This window comes from Paenibacillus sp. RC67 (genome assembly GCF_030020805.1).
In the GTDB taxonomy this organism is placed as follows: Bacteria; Bacillota; Bacilli; order Paenibacillales; family NBRC-103111; genus Paenibacillus_S.
Genome location: NZ_CP125098.1, coordinates 5,137,042 through 5,155,258, shown reverse-complemented (window position 1 = coordinate 5,155,258; position 18,217 = coordinate 5,137,042). Strand labels below are relative to the sequence as shown.

Below are 18,217 nucleotides of genomic sequence, written 5' to 3'. Positions count from 1 at the left end.
TACGCCGGACTGAGCTATTTTTATTGCTCTCGACAATATCAACGGTAGGATGGACATCCATAAACCTTCACACCCTTCAAGTTAGGAAGAACCAGTATATCAGAAGCGCTCCGCCAACGTGCAATTCGGGGTCATGGAACTAACGAGGATCACCTATCATGCCGGTCCGCCTCTCATAGGAGGATACTAAATGACAGGAGGCATAACCTCTTTCATCACTGTATTTCTAATTCTCATCCATTTGCATAACAAATTAGTTAATAAGTAAACTTTTTAATTGACAAAAAGAATGGGTTCTCCTATTATATTTACTTGAAAGTAATTATTTTAATTTCTACATTAATCAAACAAAGGGAGTGCAAACATGAATCAAGAGATCCAAAGACCGGAGTACCCGCGCCCGCAGCTTGTAAGGGAGAAATGGCTTAATCTAAATGGTACATGGGAGTTTGAGTTCGATGATCACCGTATGGGAGACGAACAGCAGTGGGGTTCGGTTACGAAGGAATTTACGAAACAAATTCAGGTTCCTTTTGCGTACCAGAGCCAATTAAGTGGAATTGGAGAGACGGGTTTTCATGATCTGGTGTGGTATAAGCGTAGCTTCACCATCCCAGCGGATTGGACAGGCAGCAGGATCATTCTTCACTTCGGCGCTGTAGACTATGCGGCAGCTGTGTGGGTGAACGGAAAAAAGGTTGCCTTTCATGAAGGGGGACATACACCATTTCATGCAGACATAACAGCCGTTCTGCAGCAAGAAGAGAATACAGTTGTCGTTCGAGTTGAGGATTTCAGCCGAGATGTCACCCTTCCTCGCGGAAAACAATATTGGAAGGAAAATTCAGCTTCTATATTCTATACACGGACAACCGGCATATGGCAGACCGTTTGGCTAGAGCCGGTCAACCCAATACACATTAAGAAGCTCAAATTCAAACCGGATATTGATAAGAACGAAATTCAAATCCGGACTTTCTTGAATCAGGCTCCAGCAGCAGATAACGTAGAAGCTCGTATCGATATTCGATTTAAAGATGAATATTTCACCAGCACAACGTTAAGTTTTCATCATACGGAAGAAAGCAGAACCGTGGGGCTGCACGATTTTAACGATCACGGATTGGGGCGTTGGTGGTCTCCACACAATCCAAATCTATACGACGTGACTATAACCTTGCTGGTGAATGGTGAGGCAGTAGACTCCATTCAAAGCTATTTCGGCATGCGTAAAGTATCGGTCGAGGCAGGTAAGGTCTTGCTGAATAATCGGGTATATTTCATGCGTCTTGTCCTTGATCAGGGGTATTTCCCGGAGGGAATCCTAACAGCTCCGAACGATGAGGCACTGAAACGGGATATTGAATTGGCCAAGGAAATGGGCTTTAACGGAGCGCGTAAGCATCAGAAAATTGAAGACCCCCGTTTTCTTTATTGGGCGGACAAATTAGGTTTTCTGGTATGGGGCGAAATGGCCAACGCTTATAATTACTCGGAAGAGTACGTTAGGAGGATTACCTCCGAATGGCAGGAGGCCATTGAACGAGATTACAATCATCCATCCCTTGTCGTCTGGGTACCCCTTAATGAAAGCTGGGGAGTCACGAACATTCTGGTCGATAAGCGACAGCAGCAGCATGCGTTAGCTATGTACCACTTAACCAAGTCCTTAGATGATACTAGACTGGTCGTTTCTAACGACGGTTGGGAACATATGACTACGGATCTCTTGACCATTCACGACTACGAGTGGAGACGAGAAGAGCTGGAGAAGCAATATGCTACACTGGAAAAAACGTTGGATATAAAGAGTCCCCATCGCGAGCTCCTGGTCGGAGGCACCGTCTATGAGAACCAGCCGATTCTTGTGACCGAATTTGGTGGTATTGCCTTTAAGAAAAACGAGCAGGAGGGTTGGGGATATTCCGGAGCCGAGAATGAAGAGGATTTTCTTAAGAGGCTTGCTGATGTCGTCGAGCCACTGCTTCAATCCCCACATATCCAAGGTATTTGCTACACACAGCTAACTGACGTAGAACAAGAGATTAACGGGCTGCTAAGCTATGATCGTACTCCCAAATCGTCACTAGAGAATATTCGGAAAATCATTGGCGGGAGGATTTAGTACCCCTACTATATAGATAAAAGAAAGCAGCAAAAACGGTAGTTCCCCAAAAGCCGGAATTACCGTTTTTGTTTGCTCCCCTGTTCACGCGCGTTCTCCTCTAAGAGAGAGTATTTTACACCCATTTTTGAAAGGATATTATCTATGGCTATTACAAAAAGGACGCGTAATTTCAAGGTTGTCTCTGTTGTTGCGTCTTCAGCATGGTACTGATTTTTAGGTGAAAGATTAAAATCCTTGCAGTTTTTCACCTGCTGCGTCCATTTTCTTAATCTTATCAACGGGAACGGGTGTTTACATCGAAATCGTGCGGGTTGCATCATCATAGCCTACTTCGGCACCGAGCAGCTCGGCGAACGTATATGGTTGTAGTTGGAATGCTGCATATGATGGGCGACGAGGGTGTGGTTCCATTGCTGGAGAAGGAAGGCTTCACGGTGGAAAGACAGTAGTAAACCAGGCCTGTTATTACTTTCCGATGGAAGCATACGGCAAACCTAGCCAGGCCAATTGAGGAGGATAAATGTATGATTATAACTACTACATCAATGATTGAAGGTACCCCGATCAGGCAGTATTTGGGCATCGCAACCGGTGAAGTCATTATGGGGGCCAATGTATTCAGAGACTTTAAGGCATCGATTACCGACCTCGTAGGAGGGCGCTAGCGCGCTTATGAAAGTAAGCTTCAGGAAGCGAGAGATGCGGCATTTGCTGAGATGACCCAGAAAGCTTCGGGCATGGGAGCTAATGGGATTGTCGGAGTCGACATTGATTACGAAGTCATTCGCGATGGCATGCTGGTGGTTGCCGTAAGCGGGACGGTTGTGATCGTATAAGCTACCTCACCAAAGCCGCTACCATTCAGGTAGCGGCTTTTCCTTCTACGTCGGAATCGCCCATTTTATCATCACACTTAGCAAATAAAATTGTTTTCTCAAGGGCTTTTTCATTTTGGAAGCACAAATATCGATAAGCTTGATGGGTTAATTGTTTGAAAACACATTGGATATACAAGCTCCCCATCGAGCTTGTTAAACAAATCACATCGTTTTCGTCCTTAATCTCTAGGAGGATGGGCCTAAAAGATTGGTTTATGGTGGTACAAAAGAGAAGGACATCCGCTGATTTTGTCGAATAAATCACTCACAATGAAATGAGAGCATACGGGTACTGGGGGAGCATCGATGATTCGCGTCGTACTGATTGATGATGAGGAACACGCGCTGGATATGCTGGAAATTATGCTGCGTGAGCTCGGCAATGTAGACATTGTCGGAAAATATATGAATCCGCTGAAAGCGGTTGAAGATATCAAGCAGCAGCAAGTAGATGCTGTGTTCCTGGATATTGAAATGCCGGGAATGAAAGGCGTGGACGTTGCACGCATCATTCAGACAACGCATCCTGGCTTGCACATTATTTTTACAACGGCCTATGCGGAGTATGCCATTGAAGCGTTTGAAATTCACTCTCTCGACTATTTGTTGAAACCGATCAAACAGGAGAGGCTGCACCATTCAGTTAAGCGGATTGAAGAAGCTGTCATTGGACGGTCTGGGGGACGTGAGGAGATCGAGGGTCCGAGAATCTGTTGTATGGGAGGCTTCTCCGTTCAGTTGGGGAAGAACGAGAGCGCGCAATTGTCGTGGCGAACGAATAAGGAGAAGGAGCTGTGTGCACTTCTTGTCCACCGATCCGGTCAAACCGTGGAGAGTGCAGCTATCATGGAGGCGCTATGGCCGGAATCGAATGCCGAGAAGGCAAGGACTTATTTGCATACGTGCATCTCGCTGCTCAGAAAAAATATACGGGAGAGCGGCCTGCCATTAGCCGTTCATAAAACGGGCAATGGCTATTCGCTTGATTGTGGCAGCCTGGTTTGTGATGCAACCGAGTTGGAACAGCTGCTCGACAAAACGCTGGAAGAAACGGGACTCGGCGTGCAGCGTCTGGAGCGGATAATGGCACTGTACAAGGGGGATTACCTGGAAGATTGCGACTTCATTTGGGCGTTCCTCAGACGGGAAAAGATGGCGGACAAGTACGCACAGGCGCTTCGGAAACTATCCCAATTTTTCAAAAGCAATGGCCAGTTCTCGTACGCATTGGAGTGCTTGCGTAGGATCGTAGCGATTTCTCCGGATTCCGAGCAGGATAGCCGGGAGTTGATGAAGCTGCACATGGAGATGGGGGAACGCAAAGAGGCGATTAAAGTATACCGGCAGCTAGAGCTGGAGGTCCGCGAGCGACTAAATGTTGAATTAGAACAGGAGACCGTTGGATTGTACCAGCAGCTGACTTCGCCAAATTTCCGGATCAGGAGCGGACCGTGAAATAGAAGATAACCGCATTGCTTATACACTTGTTATGGTCGTCTGCACATATGGAACGATCCCTTTGATCTTGAAGCATGACGATAATGGAGCACCGAAGGCGGAACAGGGTGTGCTTGATTTAATACACTGGCGTTTTGCTGAAGAGGGCGTAATTAAGCTCGACGGGCAGTGGGAGTTTTATCCCAATCTGTAATTGTTCTCGCAAAATTTTGCTGAGGGGCGTGTCCCTTCTCCTCAGATGATTGCCGTGCCGGGATCATGGTCGGATCAAATGAGTAAGTTCGGCAGCGCGACGTATCGTCTGCTCATTCAAAACGATAAAGTTAACCGATTGTCCGGGAGTGATAGTCCAAGTCTCGAATTATGATTTTCCGGCAAGCAGGTATTGGTATAGAACGGGAAAAGCTGAAGCAGCTACTGACGCCCGATCCGGGTGCCGAACCGAATTCTCGTTCAGGTGTGGGGTTGCAAAACATCGGCAAACGGCTGAAATATATGTACGGCACAGAGTTAAGCATCGAGAGCACAGCTGGCGTAGGTACGAAAGTGACGGTAAGCGTACCGATCCAAGCGATGTGAAGCAATGTGCATAGAGGAAGGTCTCTTTCCGCATAACAACGAACAGACGAGGACATTTTGCTCAAAATGCTTCTGTCGTTTGTCGAGCGGAAGGAGGCTTTTTTGTTCCATTTACCCGGTCAAATGCATTCATTATCGAAGGGAGTAGGGTCGTTTAAGACAGATTCTCGAGGATGTTTAGCTTTTGTTAAGAATGGATATGGTATGCTGTCAGTAATTTGTCGAATTTTGATAAAGATTGACACATTCCATCTTGATCAATTCAGAAAGTGGTGAGTTTATTGCAGCATTTGCGAAGAAACATATCTATTCTTATGGTCATCACCCTGCTAATTAGTTCATTGGGACTACTTTCGCCAACTCTGGCTAAGGCAGACCCAGCGAATGAGAGTTACGCTTGGGTAAGAACAAGCCCAATGGGCATGATTGCTATTACATACGGGAACGGCCTTTATGTAGGAATCCAAAACAAGCAGATCTACACATCACCGGACCTGGTAACCTGGACGAAGCGGGATGTGAGTGCCCAAACATTGAAGGGACTCAATACTGTAAAATTTTTGAATGGGAAATTTTATGCGGCAACTACCCGGGATGATGCAAAAACGGGGGCCATGTTTATCTATTCGAGCGATGGCATAAATTGGAGTGCCGGTAGCGGCTCACCGTCCTATAATTCCTATGCATTTTCCTCTATTGCATATGCGAATGGCAAGTATCTTGCATCATCCTCCAATGGCGGAGGGATTGTAGGATCTTTGAATGGCATCGATTGGAGCAACACGACTGTCGGAATAGGGAACAACAGTTTCTATGATATTAAGTATGTCAGCAACCGATTTATTGCGGTTGGCTTCAGCTACGTGGCTGGTGGTATCGTCAGACAATCGACAGACAATACGGGAACCAATTGGGGAGCGGAAACGCCGATACCAGAAACGTCGAGCATGAACGGCCTTGCGTCGAATGGCAGCCAAGTCATCGCTGTCGGCAATAGCGGAAAGATCTTCCGTACAGACACTGCAAATCCGCAGCTGCCAACGATTATCGTTCCCTCGCCTGTGACCGCGGATCTTGCCAAAGTGGCGTACGATAGCAGAGACGGAGGATTGTATGTTGCAGTTGGCGCGAACGGTACAATCATCACTTCGAAGGACGGTTTGAACTGGAAAAACGAGCTATCATCTCTCTCAACTGATTACTATTATGATGTGATCTATGGTGCAGATACGTTTGTCGCCGTTTCAAGCGGAGGCGTGTATAAAAGAGTTCAGGCTTACACGATTAGCTTTGATAGCAACGGGGGTTCTACGGTGAACAACCTTACCGTGCCGATTAACGAAAAGGCCACTCGACCGGCTGCGCCGACAAAGACCGGCTTTACGTTCGAGGGCTGGTATACAGACAGCGAGACTTTGTCCCCATTTGATTTTACGACTACGCCAATAACAAGCGATATCACACTTTATGCAAAATGGACCGCAAACCGCTATACGGTAAACTTCAATAGCAATGGCGGTTCGTCTGTAGACAGCCAAAATATAAACTATAACGGTTTAGTCACTGAACCTGAAGCGCCGACTAGAGAAGGGTTCGGATTTGCCGGATGGTATGCGAATGTCCAATTAACAACTCCATTTAATTTTGCGACAACGGCTATAACCGCCAACACGGTACTGTACGCAAAATGGACCATGAACAGCTATACAGTAAGCTTTAATAGCAATGGCGGATCTTCTGTAAGCAGCCAGAGTGTAAACTATAATGGCTTTGCCACAGAACCTGCAGCACCGACAAGAGAAGGGTACGGATTCGCCGGATGGTATGCGAATACCCAATTAACGACGCCTTTCCATTTTACGACATCGGCTATAACCGTCAACACGGTGGTGTATGCAAAATGGACCGTAAACAGTTATACGGTAAGCTTCCATAGCAATGGCGGATCTTCTATAGACAACCAAAGTGTAAACTATAACGGTTTTGCCACTGAGCCTGAAGTACCGACAAGAGAAGGGTACGGATTCGCTGGATGGTATACAAATGCTCAATTAACGACGCCGTTCCATTTTGCAACAACAGCTATTACCGCCAATACGGTGATATATGCCAAATGGACCGTATTGCCGCTTGCTGCACCAGCTAATGTTACAGCGAGAGCTGGAGACAAGCAGGCAACGATATCGTGGAGTTCTGTGACAGGAGCAACTTATTACAAGGTTTTTCAAGGAACTGTCCCTAACATCTACAGTGACAAACCAGTAGCGACAGTATCAGGCAGCACCTATAATTACAACGTGATCAATCTTACGAATGGCGTTACCTACTATTTTGCGATCAAGGCCGGCAATACAGTTACCAGCAGCGCGTATTCCAATGAAGTATCTGTAACGCCAGCAGCAATCGTACTCCCTGGCTTAACTGTAGTTAATGTCTCCAGCGATAATCTCAATCCTGCATTTGCCAAAGCTGGCGATACGGTGACATTGACATTTACAGTGAATAAAGCTTTACACGAGCTTCCGTTAGTAACGATAGCAGGTCAGTCTGTAAAGGTAGTCAGCGCTGGTAACTCTGTATATTCGGCGAAGTATACATTCACAGGAAGCGAAACTGCAGGCGTGATATCGTTTACGATTGATTTCACAGATACGTCCGGGAACGTTGGTGAGACGGTAACCGTTACAAGCGATGGAAGCAGCGTGACCTTTGACAATGACCCTCCGTCAGGGACCCTTCACATCAACGACGATGCATCTTCGACCACCACGACGGCAGTTACTTTAGCGGTAACAGGCACAGATGGCAGAGGATCGGGCAATTTACAGATGCGGTTTTCCAATGATAATGCGAACTGGAGTGTGTGGGAAGCTGTTACTGCAACAAAAGCATGGACACTGACAGACGGCAGAGGCCCCAAGACTGTGTACATGATGCTTAAAGATGCAGCAAGCAATGTAACCACCCAAGCAATTACAGCTAGCATTGTGCTGCAAGGATCGTCTTCGAGCTCTTCAGGTTCAAGGGGGAGCAGTAGTGCTTCGCAGAATGAATCCATTACGGCCAATGTAGAGAATGCGGGCAACATGAACAAAACCGTCGTCTCGACAGTCATCATCAGCCGTTCTACAGATGCTGACGGATTAAAGAAAGACAGTGTCATTTTCTCACCTGAACAAGTGGCGAAAACTGTGGAGCAGCTTGCAGCAGCAGGTTCCTCTTCTGCACGTGTTGTTATTCCTGATACAAAAGATGAAGTTTCTGAAACGAATATCAAGATTCCTCAAGCTTCAGCAGACCTGTTGGCAAATGGCAGCGTAGGGATCGAGCTGATCACAAATAATGTGAGAGTTGACATCCCGGGCGGATCCCTGCTGGAATTGAAAGATGATATCTATTTCCGCCTCGTTCCTGTCAAAGAAGAGGACAAACGCAAGGAAATTGAGCAGCGCGCAAGAACAGAGCAGATGGTCAAGCTTGCAAGCGGCAGCAAAAATGCAGTTGTCATCGGTCGTCCGATGACAATTGATACGAACCTGCAAAGCCGTCCAGTTACATTGATACTGCCTCTGGGCGGAGCATTATTGACTAAACAACAATTAGATGATTTAGGTGTTTTCATTGAGCATAGCGATGGAACAAAAGAGTTTATTCGGGGTGAAATCGTCTCATATGACGAGTCAGGCAAGTTAGGCATTCGTTTTTCCATCAATAAATTCAGTACATTTACGATTGTTCATATTGAAAATTGGAATGGTAAGGAAAAAGCCGATAATCACAAAGCATTTATTTCCGGATATACGGATGGATTGTTTAAACCGGATGCCAGCATCACCCGTGCTGAAATGGCAGCAATTGCTGCCAAAGCGCTGGATAAAGAGCTGAAAGCAGCATCCCTTTCCTTTACTGATGTTCCAGCGGATCATTGGGCGAAAGATGTCATTGATCGTGTGACGAAAATGGGATTGATGGAAGGGTACCCGGACGGCAGCTTTAAGCCGGAGCAAACCATCACGCGCGCAGAAATGGCAAGTTTGGTTGCGCGTTTGAATAACACCACTGTCGGCAATGGGGAAAGCTTCTCCGATGTGAGCGGCCATTGGGCGAAAAAGGCGATTGAAAGTGCGAAAGCAGCTGGCATCATCAATGGTTATGAAGACGGCACGTTCCGTCCGGAAGCGAAATTGACCCGAGCAGAAGCGGTGACGATGTTCAGCAAACTGCTGGGTAGAGGACCGCTGAACGGCGCAACTCCGAAGTGGACAGACGTTCCGTCGTCGCATTGGGCCTTTGGCTACATTCAGGAAGCTTCCATTGAACATACAGTTGGTCAAAAGACAGCCGATGGGGAAAAGTGGGTTCCAGCACCTTAAGAAAGCTGGAATAGCGCGATGCGGACCTCAGTAGATTTTCTGCGGAGAATACGTGGTAAAATAGCGCTTGGCCTCTATAAATCCTGAGATTTCATTAGAGGAACACCAAAGATTATTACATTAAGCACTTAGCATAAAAAAGGATAGAGTCTTCAGATTGCTTCTGATTAGACTCTATCCTTTTTGTTGATTGCGGTCCACGTGCTCACATAAATCTGTTTCAGCACTATCAGTGCTTGACATCTCAAACCAATCAAGGCAAGAAACCTGCCACCGCTTCGCTATAATCTAAAATTGCCGCCAAGTAGAAGACCGAAGCAGGCGGCATTAAGCAGAAAAGTAATTCCTGCGCCGATCAGCAAGCCTTGAAAGATGCCTTTATTTTTACGTAAAAGAATTAATGCCGGAATTAAGTATACAAGCTGAGCGATACTTATAAAGAAAAATGCAACCGGTACAAGAAATAGTAATAGATGAAGCAGCAGCAGCAATCCAATGCCCTTCAGCACTTGCAAGGTGTGGCTCTGCCGTGGCTGCTCGGGAGGAGGACTCTGTTCGTTGGGATGCTGCGTGCTGGTTCCTGCGTCTTCTTCAGGTGGATGATTATTCCGTTCCTTGTTGCCGTCCTCACTCATGGGCTACACCTCCTGCCTGTAAGTCAAATTCAGCGCGGAGCTCAGCCAGCTTCCGCTCCTGTTCTCCCCGATAGAACATATTATATGTGTCAAACGGGATGATTCTTCCATCGGGATGCACGATATGGACACAAGATTTTTTGACGGATCGCACATCAAAATTGTAGGGGTCCAAAAACTGCATGATAATGACGCGGAATACGTTATCGTAACTGATATTCTCTGGAACGGCGACCATTGGCAAACAGCACAATAGGCTTTTAAGCGAAAGCGCTGAAGAGATTGGTGAATGGGCTGTCGAGAATAGCTCGAAAATTTTCGACTTGAGCGTTTGATCCTGTTCGAATACGATGGTGTTGCGGCCGCCTTCTAATAAAATCTGCGGGTCCATAAGACCCGTAAGCGGCAGCACTTCATCTCCGAGCTTAAGAGCATAACCCATCGCCAGACAGTCCGGATGGCACGGAACAGGGATTACATCCTCAGCACGGAAAACACCGGATTGCTCGATAATACGCTGCCTTACCTCGCTTAGCGTCAAGCGATCCTTAGCCGGATCGTATTCCTCCAAACGTCCTGCAGCTTGAATAGGCTGGAATGTAACCCCGCGCACTGCGGGCTGCTTCAGACCGAACTGAATGATGTCTCCGATCTCATGATCGTTCAACCCTTTTTTCAGAGTAACGACTAAGGTGGTTGAGATGTTGAATTCATTCAAATGCTCCAAGGCCCGCCTTCGTATGTCCCGTAAATCCGCACCTCGCAGCTCCCGTAATGCTTCTTCCTGAAAGCTGTCGAACTGTAAGTATATTTCAAATCCAGGCATATAGCCTGCTAATTTTTTTGCAAATTCCCGGTCATGGGCGATTTTGATGCCGTTGGTGTTAACCATAATGTGCTTGATCGGCTTGCTTTTGGCGAGGTCGAGTATGTCAAAAAATTGGGGATGGATGGTTGGCTCTCCGCCGCTAATTTGCACAATATCCGGTTCACCCTCGTTTCGGACGATCGCATCAAGCATCTTCTCTATCTGCTCTAGAGATCGCCACGTTTCCCGCTGAGGTGAAGACTCCGCATAGCAGATGGGGCACTGGAGATTACATCGATCTGTGACCTCGATCAAGGTCAGGCAGCTGTGCTGCTCATGGTCCGGGCATAGCCCGCAATCATAAGGACAGCCGTAGCGGATCGGTGTGTTCCAATGTTGGGGCATTTCTGCGGGCTTTAGAAACTCGCGGCATTTCTTGTAATAGGCTGCATCATTGGCGATTAAGACTTTCTCGCGGCCGTGCTTCCCGCAATACTTGAGCAGGAACACTTGATCATCCTCAATGATAACCTTAGCTTCCACCTTTCGCAGGCACTGGGAGCAAATGCTGTTCGTAAGCTCATAGAAAATATAAGGTCTATTCTTGGTTGACATTACGATATTCCTCCTTAGGTATGCTATGTGATTTGCCAATCCATTTACTCATTAAAGTGATGTAATAGATCAAGCCCGCGAGACAAGATAACTGAATATTGTTTAACCCGACAAAAGGGTGGAGCGTCGGCTTGATGAAATCGATGAACAAGCGAAACAACAAATATCCTGTCATGAACAGTTGAAACAGAGCTCCGTCAGGTATAGTCCTGGAGGTGAATGATGATTGCGGCGTTCGCACTCTATTCTTGTATTTCCAAATAAGCAGAGAGCCGCCAAGCAGCAATAAGAAAACGACTTCATAGAGCTGAGTAGGATGACGGGGAATGCCATCACCAAAATCGACGCCTGTAATCCAAGAAGTAGGAGTGCCATAGGTATGGTCATCAAGCCCTGTCATAAAACAGCCGATACGTCCAATCGCCATACCCAATATTATCGGCAGTGCCATATCATCTCCAGTTGAGCGAGTAATACCGACGCGCTTCTTGACCCACTCCACACCAATCAACCCGCCTAGCAGCCCTCCGACAATCGTTTTTCCTTCCATTAAGTAAGTATAACTGTTCCAGTTTTCTAAAGTTTTCAGAGGATCTTCCAGCCAATATAGCACTTTAGAGCCGATAGCAGCGCCTAAGATCGCTCCTACAATCACCCATATGCCCTGTTCAGCCGGAATTTTGCTCTTGCTGCGAGTATATAGGTACACTCGAAAGCCAATAAAATAAGCCAATGCTTCAAAAACCATATGGGGATGAAGCTGTATAAATCCAAGGTTGATCCAAATGGGGAAAGTCATGGTACCCTCCAATCTTATATCGTATTTTATTGAGATGAGGTCCCAAATTAACTATATTTTGGATAGTTGATTCCTATACATTCTCTTAATCTATTAGATAATCCTTGTAATGTAGGAAAAAAAGAGCGGACTGAACGAATTTATCCCTAATTGGAGTGAAATCCATATTTCTCTCTTAAATGAAGAGGTACTTAGGTTGTTCTGTGGCGATTTGTAATGCCCCCCATTGTCAAGACACTTTTGGAAAGGAAATAAGTTAATTCCTCCTCTGCTTGAAATGGGTTGAATTTTAAACTTTTATGAAGCCTTAGCAATCAAACAATCGGTATAGATGCGCTCAGGTTTCGCATAATCAAGGGCTTGATGGGGGCGTTCGTTATTGTAAAATTGGACATAACGATCAATGCCTTCTCGTAGCGCTCGTGGAGTTTCAAACTCATGTAGAAAGATGCATTCGTACTTTAAAGCTCTAAAATATCGCTCTGTGCGACTATTGTCCGTAGCTCGTCCTTTACCGTCCATTGAGATCTGAATGCCCTCTTTCTCCAGCAGTTCCAGATAGGATGCGTTGGTAAAATGAGAGCCCTGATCGCTGTTTAGAACCTGGGGTTTGCAGCGCTTGAAGGCCCTTTTTAGGCAGGTGAAAACAAAACCCTTCTCCAGCGTATTGGAGAGCTCATAATCGATGACCTTGCGGCTGTACCAATCGATGATGTTGAAGAGGTACATGAAACCCTTGCCCATCCGAATATATGTGATGTCAATCCCCCATACCTGGTTAGGACGATCAATAACGAGACCTCGTAGCAGGTAAGGACGACAGTAGGTAGCATGCAGACGCTTACTCAAGTTTGGCTTCGGATAGATAGCCTCCAGTCTCATCAATCGCATAAGACGCCTCACACGCTTCCGATTTACCCATAAGCCCTGATCCTGAAGCGCCTTCGTCATTCGTCGGTAGCCGAAAAAAGGGAGCGCATCGATTCGATGCATGATCTGTACATTTTCTTCAGTCGGGCTTTTGTCCACAAAAGGGCGATACACGCTCGTACGATTTACCGTCAGTAGTTCAGCTTGCCTCATGATACTGATGGTTGGATGATCACGTTCCACCATACCTTGACGCTCTCTTAACGGCTTATTTAAATCCAGATTTTTTTTTGAGCCAATCGATTTCAACCGTAAGTTGACCGACTAGCTTTTCCAGATGTTCCTGTTTGTTCTCGTATTCTTTTTTAATTTTTCTGCTTCGCTCGGTCCTTTCTCAAACACTGTAGCTGCTTTTCCCAGAAACTCGCTTTTCCAACGACTGATCATCACAGGGCTAATTTCATACTTACCGGCTATTTCGTTCACGGTCTGCTCTTCCCGCAGTACCTCCAGCACAACTTTCGTTTTAAACTCTGGGGTGTATCGATTTCGTTTTTCCATGGTTTTAGTATAACTTATTTTTCGCTCTCCTGTGTCTCAGACTATGGGAGCATTATAATTCCTCATTGCAGCGAAGAGAGGACGTTCTTTTTTTCTTCTTGACAAAATGTCCGATTTCGTGGAAAGGCTATTGACTAATAGGCAAAAACTCATTAAATTATTTACAAGTTATACTATAACTTTACTAGGAATTATATTCGTCGGTAGGGAACATTCGTAAGGCGCCAATATGTTGCCTCGTTTATGTACAAAGGGGGAATTCGGATTCGCTTATAAAGCGCGATCTTTCTGTTAAGAAAGGCATGTTTTTATTCTTGAATCCTCGGAGGTAGTTTGGCATGAGAAACCAAAAAACAGTCATTATTACGTTAGGTGCTCTGGCGGTCGCGATCAATGTGATTGCCGGTACCGTTGTTGGCAGCTTGAAAATTCCGTTTTTGTTTCTGGATACAGTAGGAACCATATTTATGTCAGCTTTGTTTGGTCCGTTATGGGGGATGATGGTGGGCATTCTCACTAACCTGGTGCTCGGTGTAACGAAATCTTATACATCAATTCCATTTGCCGTCGTGAACGCGATTGTCGGTCTGGTTGTCGGCTGGATTTCCGTGAAGCGGGGCTTTACCCTCTCTTCCTCAGTGATTGCCGGTATTATTCTGGGTATTGTGTGCCCGGCTGTAGGGAGTGTCATTGCGATCGGCGTCTTCGGGGGATTGACCGGTGGAGCGCAGGATATTGCAGTCTTGTGGCTGAAGCAAACGGGGTCGAGTGTGTTCACCGCGGCCTTCCTGCCGAGGTTGTTCGATAATTTGATTGATAAAATTTTGTCCGCTATTCTCGTTTATTACATTATAAAAGGAATTCCGCAATCGCTGCTCGGCCGTTCCGGACGTTCTTTGCCGAAGCGAGGGGTATCTCATGAAGCGAAGTAAAAAAATCATCGTAGCGTCCCATTGCGTGTTGAATCAAAATGCCGTCGTGTCACATGAAGCCAGAAGTCCGGGAATCATGAAGGCGGCTGTAGAATGGTCCGATGAACAAGGGTATGGGATCGTACAGCTGCCATGCCCTGAGTTTACCTTCCTTGGGCCGGAACGTCCGCCAATGACGGTGGAGGAATATGACACACCTGAGTTCCATGCTCATAATCGGCGCATCCTGGCTCCAGTCATCGAGCAGTTGAAGGTGTATCAGGATCACGGCTACGAGATCGTCGGAGGGCTTGGCATATCAGGCAGCCCTTCATGCGATCCGGGCAAAGGCGTATTTATGCAGGACCTGCTGGCCCTCGCTTCAGAAGAAGGCGTTCATATCGATTTCTTCTGGCAAATTCCGAACACGGAAGACGGCACCTTTGATCCACATGATGCGAAAAGCGTATTCGGTTCAACCAGTGCCGTATCGAACGGGTAGAGGGGAGCGAGAAAACCGATGATATCGATTCGAGACGTTTCGTTTTCTTACTTCGGGGCGGAGTCGAATGAATGGGCTCTGCGGGACATCGATCTCGATATCGCTCCGAACGAATTCATTGCATTGCTGGGGCCTAACGGCTCCGGCAAATCTTCTTTATCGAAGCTGCTGAACGGGATCGAGTGGCCGACGAAGGGAGACATTACGGTTGACGGCATAAGTACGACCGATCCAGTAGGGATCTCCGCCATTCGCCGTGCCGTGCAAATTGTATTTCAGAATCCGGAAAATCAACAGGTCGGAGTTACGGTTGGGGAGGATATCGCGTTTGGGTTATCCAATATCGGCTGGCCGCAGCAAGATATCCAGGCACGCATGGAATGGGCGCTTCAGCTCGTGAATTTGCCTGTGGATGAGGACCGGCTCGTAGCGCACTTGTCGGGAGGCGAAAAGCAGAAACTAGCATTGGCGTCCGTTCTGGCGCTCTCTCCGCGTTACTTGATTCTCGATGAATCGACCTCCATGCTCGATCCTATCGCCAGAAGACAGTTCGTCGACATTCTGCATTCAGCTCGCCGCGCGCATCCGTTTGCGGTCATTTACATTACGCATCATTTGGAGGAAGTAGTAGACGCCGACAGGCTGGTATTGTTTGAAAAAGGGCGTGTCCGGGCAACAGGCAAACCCGAACAACTGCTGCAGGAGGGCGAGCTGCTGGAGGCGTGCGGTCTGGAGCTTCCCTTCGAGAGGAGCCTTGCATTGTCTTTGCGCAAGGCGAGCATTCCAATCTCGGCTTCTCCTAGCCTGGAAGAATGGAGGAGATGGTTGTGAATATCGAGCTGGCAGAAGTTTCTTTCTCCTATAAGAAGCGACGCAGAAACACGAAGGTTACGGAGCTTCCCCTTGTACTGGATCATGTTAACGTAACGATTCAGAGTGGAGAAATGCTGGCGGTTGCCGGGAAATCCGGTTCGGGCAAATCTACTTTTATGCAGCTGCTGAAGGGCTTTCTTAAGCCTAGCTTTGGCAGTGTGCGGATAGACGGAATCGATCCATATGCGGCCAAGCGGGCAGAGCTTTTTGACCGGGTCGGCTTTATTTTTCAATATCCCGAACATCAGCTGTTTTCCGTCACCGTAGCGGAAGATGTGGCGTTCGGTCTGCGTCACAGCGGGCTTACGCCGGAGCAAAAAGACGGGAAGGTCAAGCAGGCTATGAACGCAGTAGGTCTTGATTATCATACCTTTGCGGAGCGTAGTCCATTCGAGCTTAGCGGAGGAGAGAAACGGCGTGTAGCCATTGCGGGCGTAATCGTGCTGGAGCCGGAGCTCATCATTCTCGATGAACCGACCGCCGGCCTTGACTATCCATCGAGAACCGCGCTCTTCGAGATGCTCCATAAGCTGAATGCGGAGCATGGAACAACGATTCTGTGGGTCAGCCATCAGCTGGAGGAGATGCTGGAGCACGCCTCCCGTATGCTAATATTGAAGGATGGCAGCTTCATAGCTGAAGGAACGCCTGATGTGCTGTTATCCGACAAGGCCGTATTGGATACGATGGGCTGGGAGCAGCCGACCGCTCTGGCGCTGGCCCAGCTGGTGTTGGACACTCACGGAATTGAGATTCCTTGTCCTTGGGATGTCAGTGAAGTTGCACCAGTGCTCCTGGAGCTTTTTCAACGCAAATTGAAATCGGACAGCGAGGGGATATCATGGCCGCAGCGAGCTATTTGATTTATCAAAAGAAGAACTCCTGGCTCGAACAATGGGATCCGCGAATGAAGATCGTGGCTGCCGTCCTGTTCGTAATAGGGCTGCTTGCATCCCATAATTTGGGTATGAAGAGCTTCATGATCGTCCTGTTGATTGTCTTATGGGGAGTTGCCAAATTATCATGGCGGGTGTTGGCAGTAACGGCGCTTTCCCTGCTGTTGTTTTTTGCCTCGACGATGGTGTACCAAGCTATGCTGCTTTCGGTGTCTGGGGAGAGGATGATTCAATGGGGCCCTTTGCAGTTTTCCTACGAAGGGGCCATCAAGGGCATATTGATGTGCGAGCAGATCCTCGGCATTGTGATTGTCTTGTCGCTCGTCGTCAGAACTACCTCGCCCATCATCTTGGCGGAAGGGCTGGAGCTCTTGTTAAGCGGATTGAAAAAGTGGAAGGTACCCGTTCACGAAGCCGTCATGATGTTCTCCATAGCGCTAAGGTTTCTTCCGCTGCTGTTGGAGGAATTCGATAAAATTCGCAAAGCCCAGACCGCGCGAGGAGGCGGGTTTCATCGCAAAGGGGTACTGACCCGGTTTCGCGGAGTTCTGCCGATGCTTGTACCTCTGTTCGTTCTGGCCATCGTAAGAGCCAAAGATTTGGCGACAGCCATGGAATCCCGCTGCTACACAGGAGACGAAGGGCGGACCCCGATCCGCCTCTATCGTTTTGCATTCCAGGACTACGCGGTGCTGACGTCGTCGATCTTGCTACTGGTATTAATGGTTTGGCTATAAGCAAGGCTGCTTCTTAATCAGGTATATCGCTGCTTGAGAAGCAGCTTTTTTCTTTTTGAGAAGGCGATGAGTTTATGCCTGGCGCTATAAAGGAAAGGCAGTCTGCCGTAGTGCCTTGTTGCATGAAGAGGAAGTACCGAACATAACGTCAGATGCCATTGACTTGAAAAGGGTAGTAGGTTATAATTTGTTTATTACATAGTATTCCAATTGGAATTATCAAATAACCGACCAGACTACTGGAGATTCGCCTATTCTATAGGTTTGAATCTCTTTTTTATTTTTTAATCTCATAGGGAGGGACCAGATATGACGATTTTACGAAGTTATAAGTTTCCTAACGGATTTTCATTGAGACAGATCCTTAAGTTTGCCAGTGCAGCCAATCAATTTCAAAGCCAAGTCTCGTTTGCATCAGACGGTTATTTATTTAATTCCAAGGGAGTCCTAGGTATGGTATTGTTCTTCTCCCAATTCCCAAGAACCGAGGAAATCCAATTAATCATAGAAGGTACGGATGCTAATGAAGCAACTACAATCCTTGAGTCCATCTTATATGCCGGCAGTACGTTCTCGGTTGGTACAAAGTCGTAG

Annotated in this window: 18 protein-coding genes and 1 pseudogene; 14 read left to right on the top strand and 5 right to left on the bottom strand. The window is 47.1% G+C overall.

Features of this window, described 5'->3' with window-relative positions; genetic code table 11:
• Positions 1-364 precede the first annotated feature (364 nt).
• The 8 genes and pseudogenes from QMA13_RS23465 to QMA13_RS23430 all read left to right on the top strand — a co-directional run bounded on the left by QMA13_RS23465 (position 365) and on the right by QMA13_RS23430 (position 9,416).
• Positions 365-2,125 (top strand): glycoside hydrolase family 2 protein, encoded by a 1,761-nt coding sequence (locus QMA13_RS23465; RefSeq protein WP_282936161.1) that lies wholly within the window; start codon positions 365-367, stop codon positions 2,123-2,125.
• Between the two features lie 290 nt (positions 2,126-2,415).
• Positions 2,416-2,577 (top strand): TraB/GumN family protein, encoded by a 162-nt coding sequence (locus QMA13_RS23460; RefSeq protein ID WP_282936160.1) that lies wholly within the window; start codon positions 2,416-2,418, stop codon positions 2,575-2,577.
• Positions 2,578-2,652: 75 nt separating this feature from the next.
• Positions 2,653-2,964, top strand: a pseudogene (locus QMA13_RS23455) (YbjQ family protein).
• A gap of 348 nt (positions 2,965-3,312) precedes the next feature.
• Positions 3,313-4,461 (top strand): response regulator, encoded by a 1,149-nt coding sequence (locus tag QMA13_RS23450; protein WP_282936159.1) that lies wholly within the window; start codon positions 3,313-3,315, stop codon positions 4,459-4,461.
• A gap of 34 nt (positions 4,462-4,495) precedes the next feature.
• Positions 4,496-4,657: a hypothetical protein gene (locus QMA13_RS23445; RefSeq protein ID WP_282936158.1), complete on the top strand. Its 162-nt coding sequence runs from the start codon at positions 4,496-4,498 to the stop codon at positions 4,655-4,657.
• A complete protein-coding gene (locus QMA13_RS23440; RefSeq protein ID WP_282936157.1) occupies positions 4,658-4,831 on the top strand; it encodes a hypothetical protein in 174 nt (57 codons plus the stop codon). It begins immediately after the preceding gene.
• Positions 4,828-5,043 (top strand): sensor histidine kinase, encoded by a 216-nt coding sequence (locus QMA13_RS23435; RefSeq protein ID WP_282936156.1) that lies wholly within the window; start codon positions 4,828-4,830, stop codon positions 5,041-5,043. Before QMA13_RS23440 ends, QMA13_RS23435 begins: the two co-directional genes overlap by 4 nt.
• Before the next feature lie 416 nt (positions 5,044-5,459).
• On the top strand, positions 5,460-9,416 hold the full coding sequence (locus QMA13_RS23430) for an InlB B-repeat-containing protein (protein WP_282936155.1): 3,957 nt from the start codon (positions 5,460-5,462) through the stop codon (positions 9,414-9,416).
• 281 nt (positions 9,417-9,697) lie between these two features.
• Here the strand turns inward: QMA13_RS23430 and QMA13_RS23425 are convergent, their stop codons facing one another.
• From QMA13_RS23425 to QMA13_RS36435, 5 genes are all read right to left on the bottom strand, one after another.
• Positions 9,698-10,051: a hypothetical protein gene (locus QMA13_RS23425; RefSeq protein ID WP_282936154.1), complete on the bottom strand. Its 354-nt coding sequence runs from the start codon at positions 10,049-10,051 to the stop codon at positions 9,698-9,700.
• A complete protein-coding gene (locus tag QMA13_RS23420; protein WP_282936153.1) occupies positions 10,044-11,474 on the bottom strand; it encodes a radical SAM protein in 1,431 nt (476 codons plus the stop codon). The genes QMA13_RS23425 and QMA13_RS23420 overlap by 8 nt, the downstream gene beginning before the upstream one ends.
• Positions 11,458-12,273 carry a prolipoprotein diacylglyceryl transferase gene (locus QMA13_RS23415; protein WP_282936152.1) on the bottom strand — a complete coding sequence of 272 codons (816 nt, stop codon included), beginning with the start codon at positions 12,271-12,273 and terminating at the stop codon, positions 11,458-11,460. The genes QMA13_RS23420 and QMA13_RS23415 overlap by 17 nt, the downstream gene beginning before the upstream one ends.
• A 297-nt stretch (positions 12,274-12,570) precedes the next feature.
• Positions 12,571-13,452, bottom strand: coding sequence for an IS3 family transposase (locus tag QMA13_RS23410; protein ID WP_349254163.1), 882 nt, complete (start codon positions 13,450-13,452; stop codon positions 12,571-12,573).
• Between the two features lie 15 nt (positions 13,453-13,467).
• The gene (locus QMA13_RS36435; RefSeq protein WP_349254162.1) at positions 13,468-13,704 is read right to left on the bottom strand and encodes a transposase; all 237 of its coding nucleotides are present in this window, start codon (positions 13,702-13,704) and stop codon (positions 13,468-13,470) included.
• A 338-nt stretch (positions 13,705-14,042) separates the two neighbouring features.
• Here QMA13_RS36435 and QMA13_RS23405 point away from each other — a divergent pair, with 338 nt between their 5' ends.
• The 6 genes from QMA13_RS23405 (at position 14,043) to QMA13_RS23380 (ending at position 18,217) form a co-directional block, all read left to right on the top strand.
• Positions 14,043-14,636 (top strand): CD3073 family putative ECF transporter S component, encoded by a 594-nt coding sequence (locus QMA13_RS23405; protein WP_282936151.1) that lies wholly within the window; start codon positions 14,043-14,045, stop codon positions 14,634-14,636.
• Positions 14,623-15,117, top strand: coding sequence for a CD3072 family TudS-related putative desulfidase (locus tag QMA13_RS23400; RefSeq protein WP_282936150.1), 495 nt, complete (start codon positions 14,623-14,625; stop codon positions 15,115-15,117). Before QMA13_RS23405 ends, QMA13_RS23400 begins: the two co-directional genes overlap by 14 nt.
• A gap of 18 nt (positions 15,118-15,135) precedes the next feature.
• Positions 15,136-15,948: an ATP-binding cassette domain-containing protein gene (locus tag QMA13_RS23395; RefSeq protein ID WP_282936149.1), complete on the top strand. Its 813-nt coding sequence runs from the start codon at positions 15,136-15,138 to the stop codon at positions 15,946-15,948.
• Positions 15,945-16,853: an energy-coupling factor ABC transporter ATP-binding protein gene (locus tag QMA13_RS23390; RefSeq protein WP_282936148.1), complete on the top strand. Its 909-nt coding sequence runs from the start codon at positions 15,945-15,947 to the stop codon at positions 16,851-16,853. The genes QMA13_RS23395 and QMA13_RS23390 overlap by 4 nt, the downstream gene beginning before the upstream one ends.
• Positions 16,832-17,623, top strand: a complete 792-nt coding sequence (locus tag QMA13_RS23385; RefSeq protein WP_282936147.1) for an energy-coupling factor transporter transmembrane component T family protein — start codon at positions 16,832-16,834, stop codon at positions 17,621-17,623. Before QMA13_RS23390 ends, QMA13_RS23385 begins: the two co-directional genes overlap by 22 nt.
• A 309-nt stretch (positions 17,624-17,932) precedes the next feature.
• Positions 17,933-18,217 carry an HPr family phosphocarrier protein gene (locus QMA13_RS23380; RefSeq protein WP_282936146.1) on the top strand — a complete coding sequence of 95 codons (285 nt, stop codon included), beginning with the start codon at positions 17,933-17,935 and terminating at the stop codon, positions 18,215-18,217.

Excerpts from the sequence above, each read along its gene's own strand:
- QMA13_RS23465 (WP_282936161.1), top strand. The coding sequence starts at position 365 with ATGAATCAAGAGATCCAAAGACCGGAGTACCCGCGCCCGCAGCTTGTA.
- QMA13_RS23380 (WP_282936146.1), top strand. The coding sequence starts at position 17,933 with ATGACGATTTTACGAAGTTATAAGTTTCCTAACGGATTTTCATTGAGA.
- QMA13_RS23415 (WP_282936152.1), bottom strand. The coding sequence starts at position 12,273 with ATGACTTTCCCCATTTGGATCAACCTTGGATTTATACAGCTTCATCCC.
- QMA13_RS23405 (WP_282936151.1), top strand. The coding sequence starts at position 14,043 with ATGAGAAACCAAAAAACAGTCATTATTACGTTAGGTGCTCTGGCGGTC.
- QMA13_RS23435 (WP_282936156.1), top strand. The coding sequence starts at position 4,828 with ATGATTTTCCGGCAAGCAGGTATTGGTATAGAACGGGAAAAGCTGAAG.
- QMA13_RS23395 (WP_282936149.1), top strand. The coding sequence starts at position 15,136 with ATGATATCGATTCGAGACGTTTCGTTTTCTTACTTCGGGGCGGAGTCG.
- QMA13_RS23420 (WP_282936153.1), bottom strand. The coding sequence starts at position 11,474 with ATGTCAACCAAGAATAGACCTTATATTTTCTATGAGCTTACGAACAGC.
- QMA13_RS23445 (WP_282936158.1), top strand. The coding sequence starts at position 4,496 with ATGGTCGTCTGCACATATGGAACGATCCCTTTGATCTTGAAGCATGAC.
- QMA13_RS23385 (WP_282936147.1), top strand. The coding sequence starts at position 16,832 with ATGGCCGCAGCGAGCTATTTGATTTATCAAAAGAAGAACTCCTGGCTC.
- QMA13_RS36435 (WP_349254162.1), bottom strand. The coding sequence starts at position 13,704 with ATGGAAAAACGAAATCGATACACCCCAGAGTTTAAAACGAAAGTTGTG.
- QMA13_RS23450 (WP_282936159.1), top strand. The coding sequence starts at position 3,313 with ATGATTCGCGTCGTACTGATTGATGATGAGGAACACGCGCTGGATATG.
- QMA13_RS23400 (WP_282936150.1), top strand. The coding sequence starts at position 14,623 with ATGAAGCGAAGTAAAAAAATCATCGTAGCGTCCCATTGCGTGTTGAAT.
- QMA13_RS23425 (WP_282936154.1), bottom strand. The coding sequence starts at position 10,051 with ATGAGTGAGGACGGCAACAAGGAACGGAATAATCATCCACCTGAAGAA.
- QMA13_RS23430 (WP_282936155.1), top strand. The coding sequence starts at position 5,460 with ATGGGCATGATTGCTATTACATACGGGAACGGCCTTTATGTAGGAATC.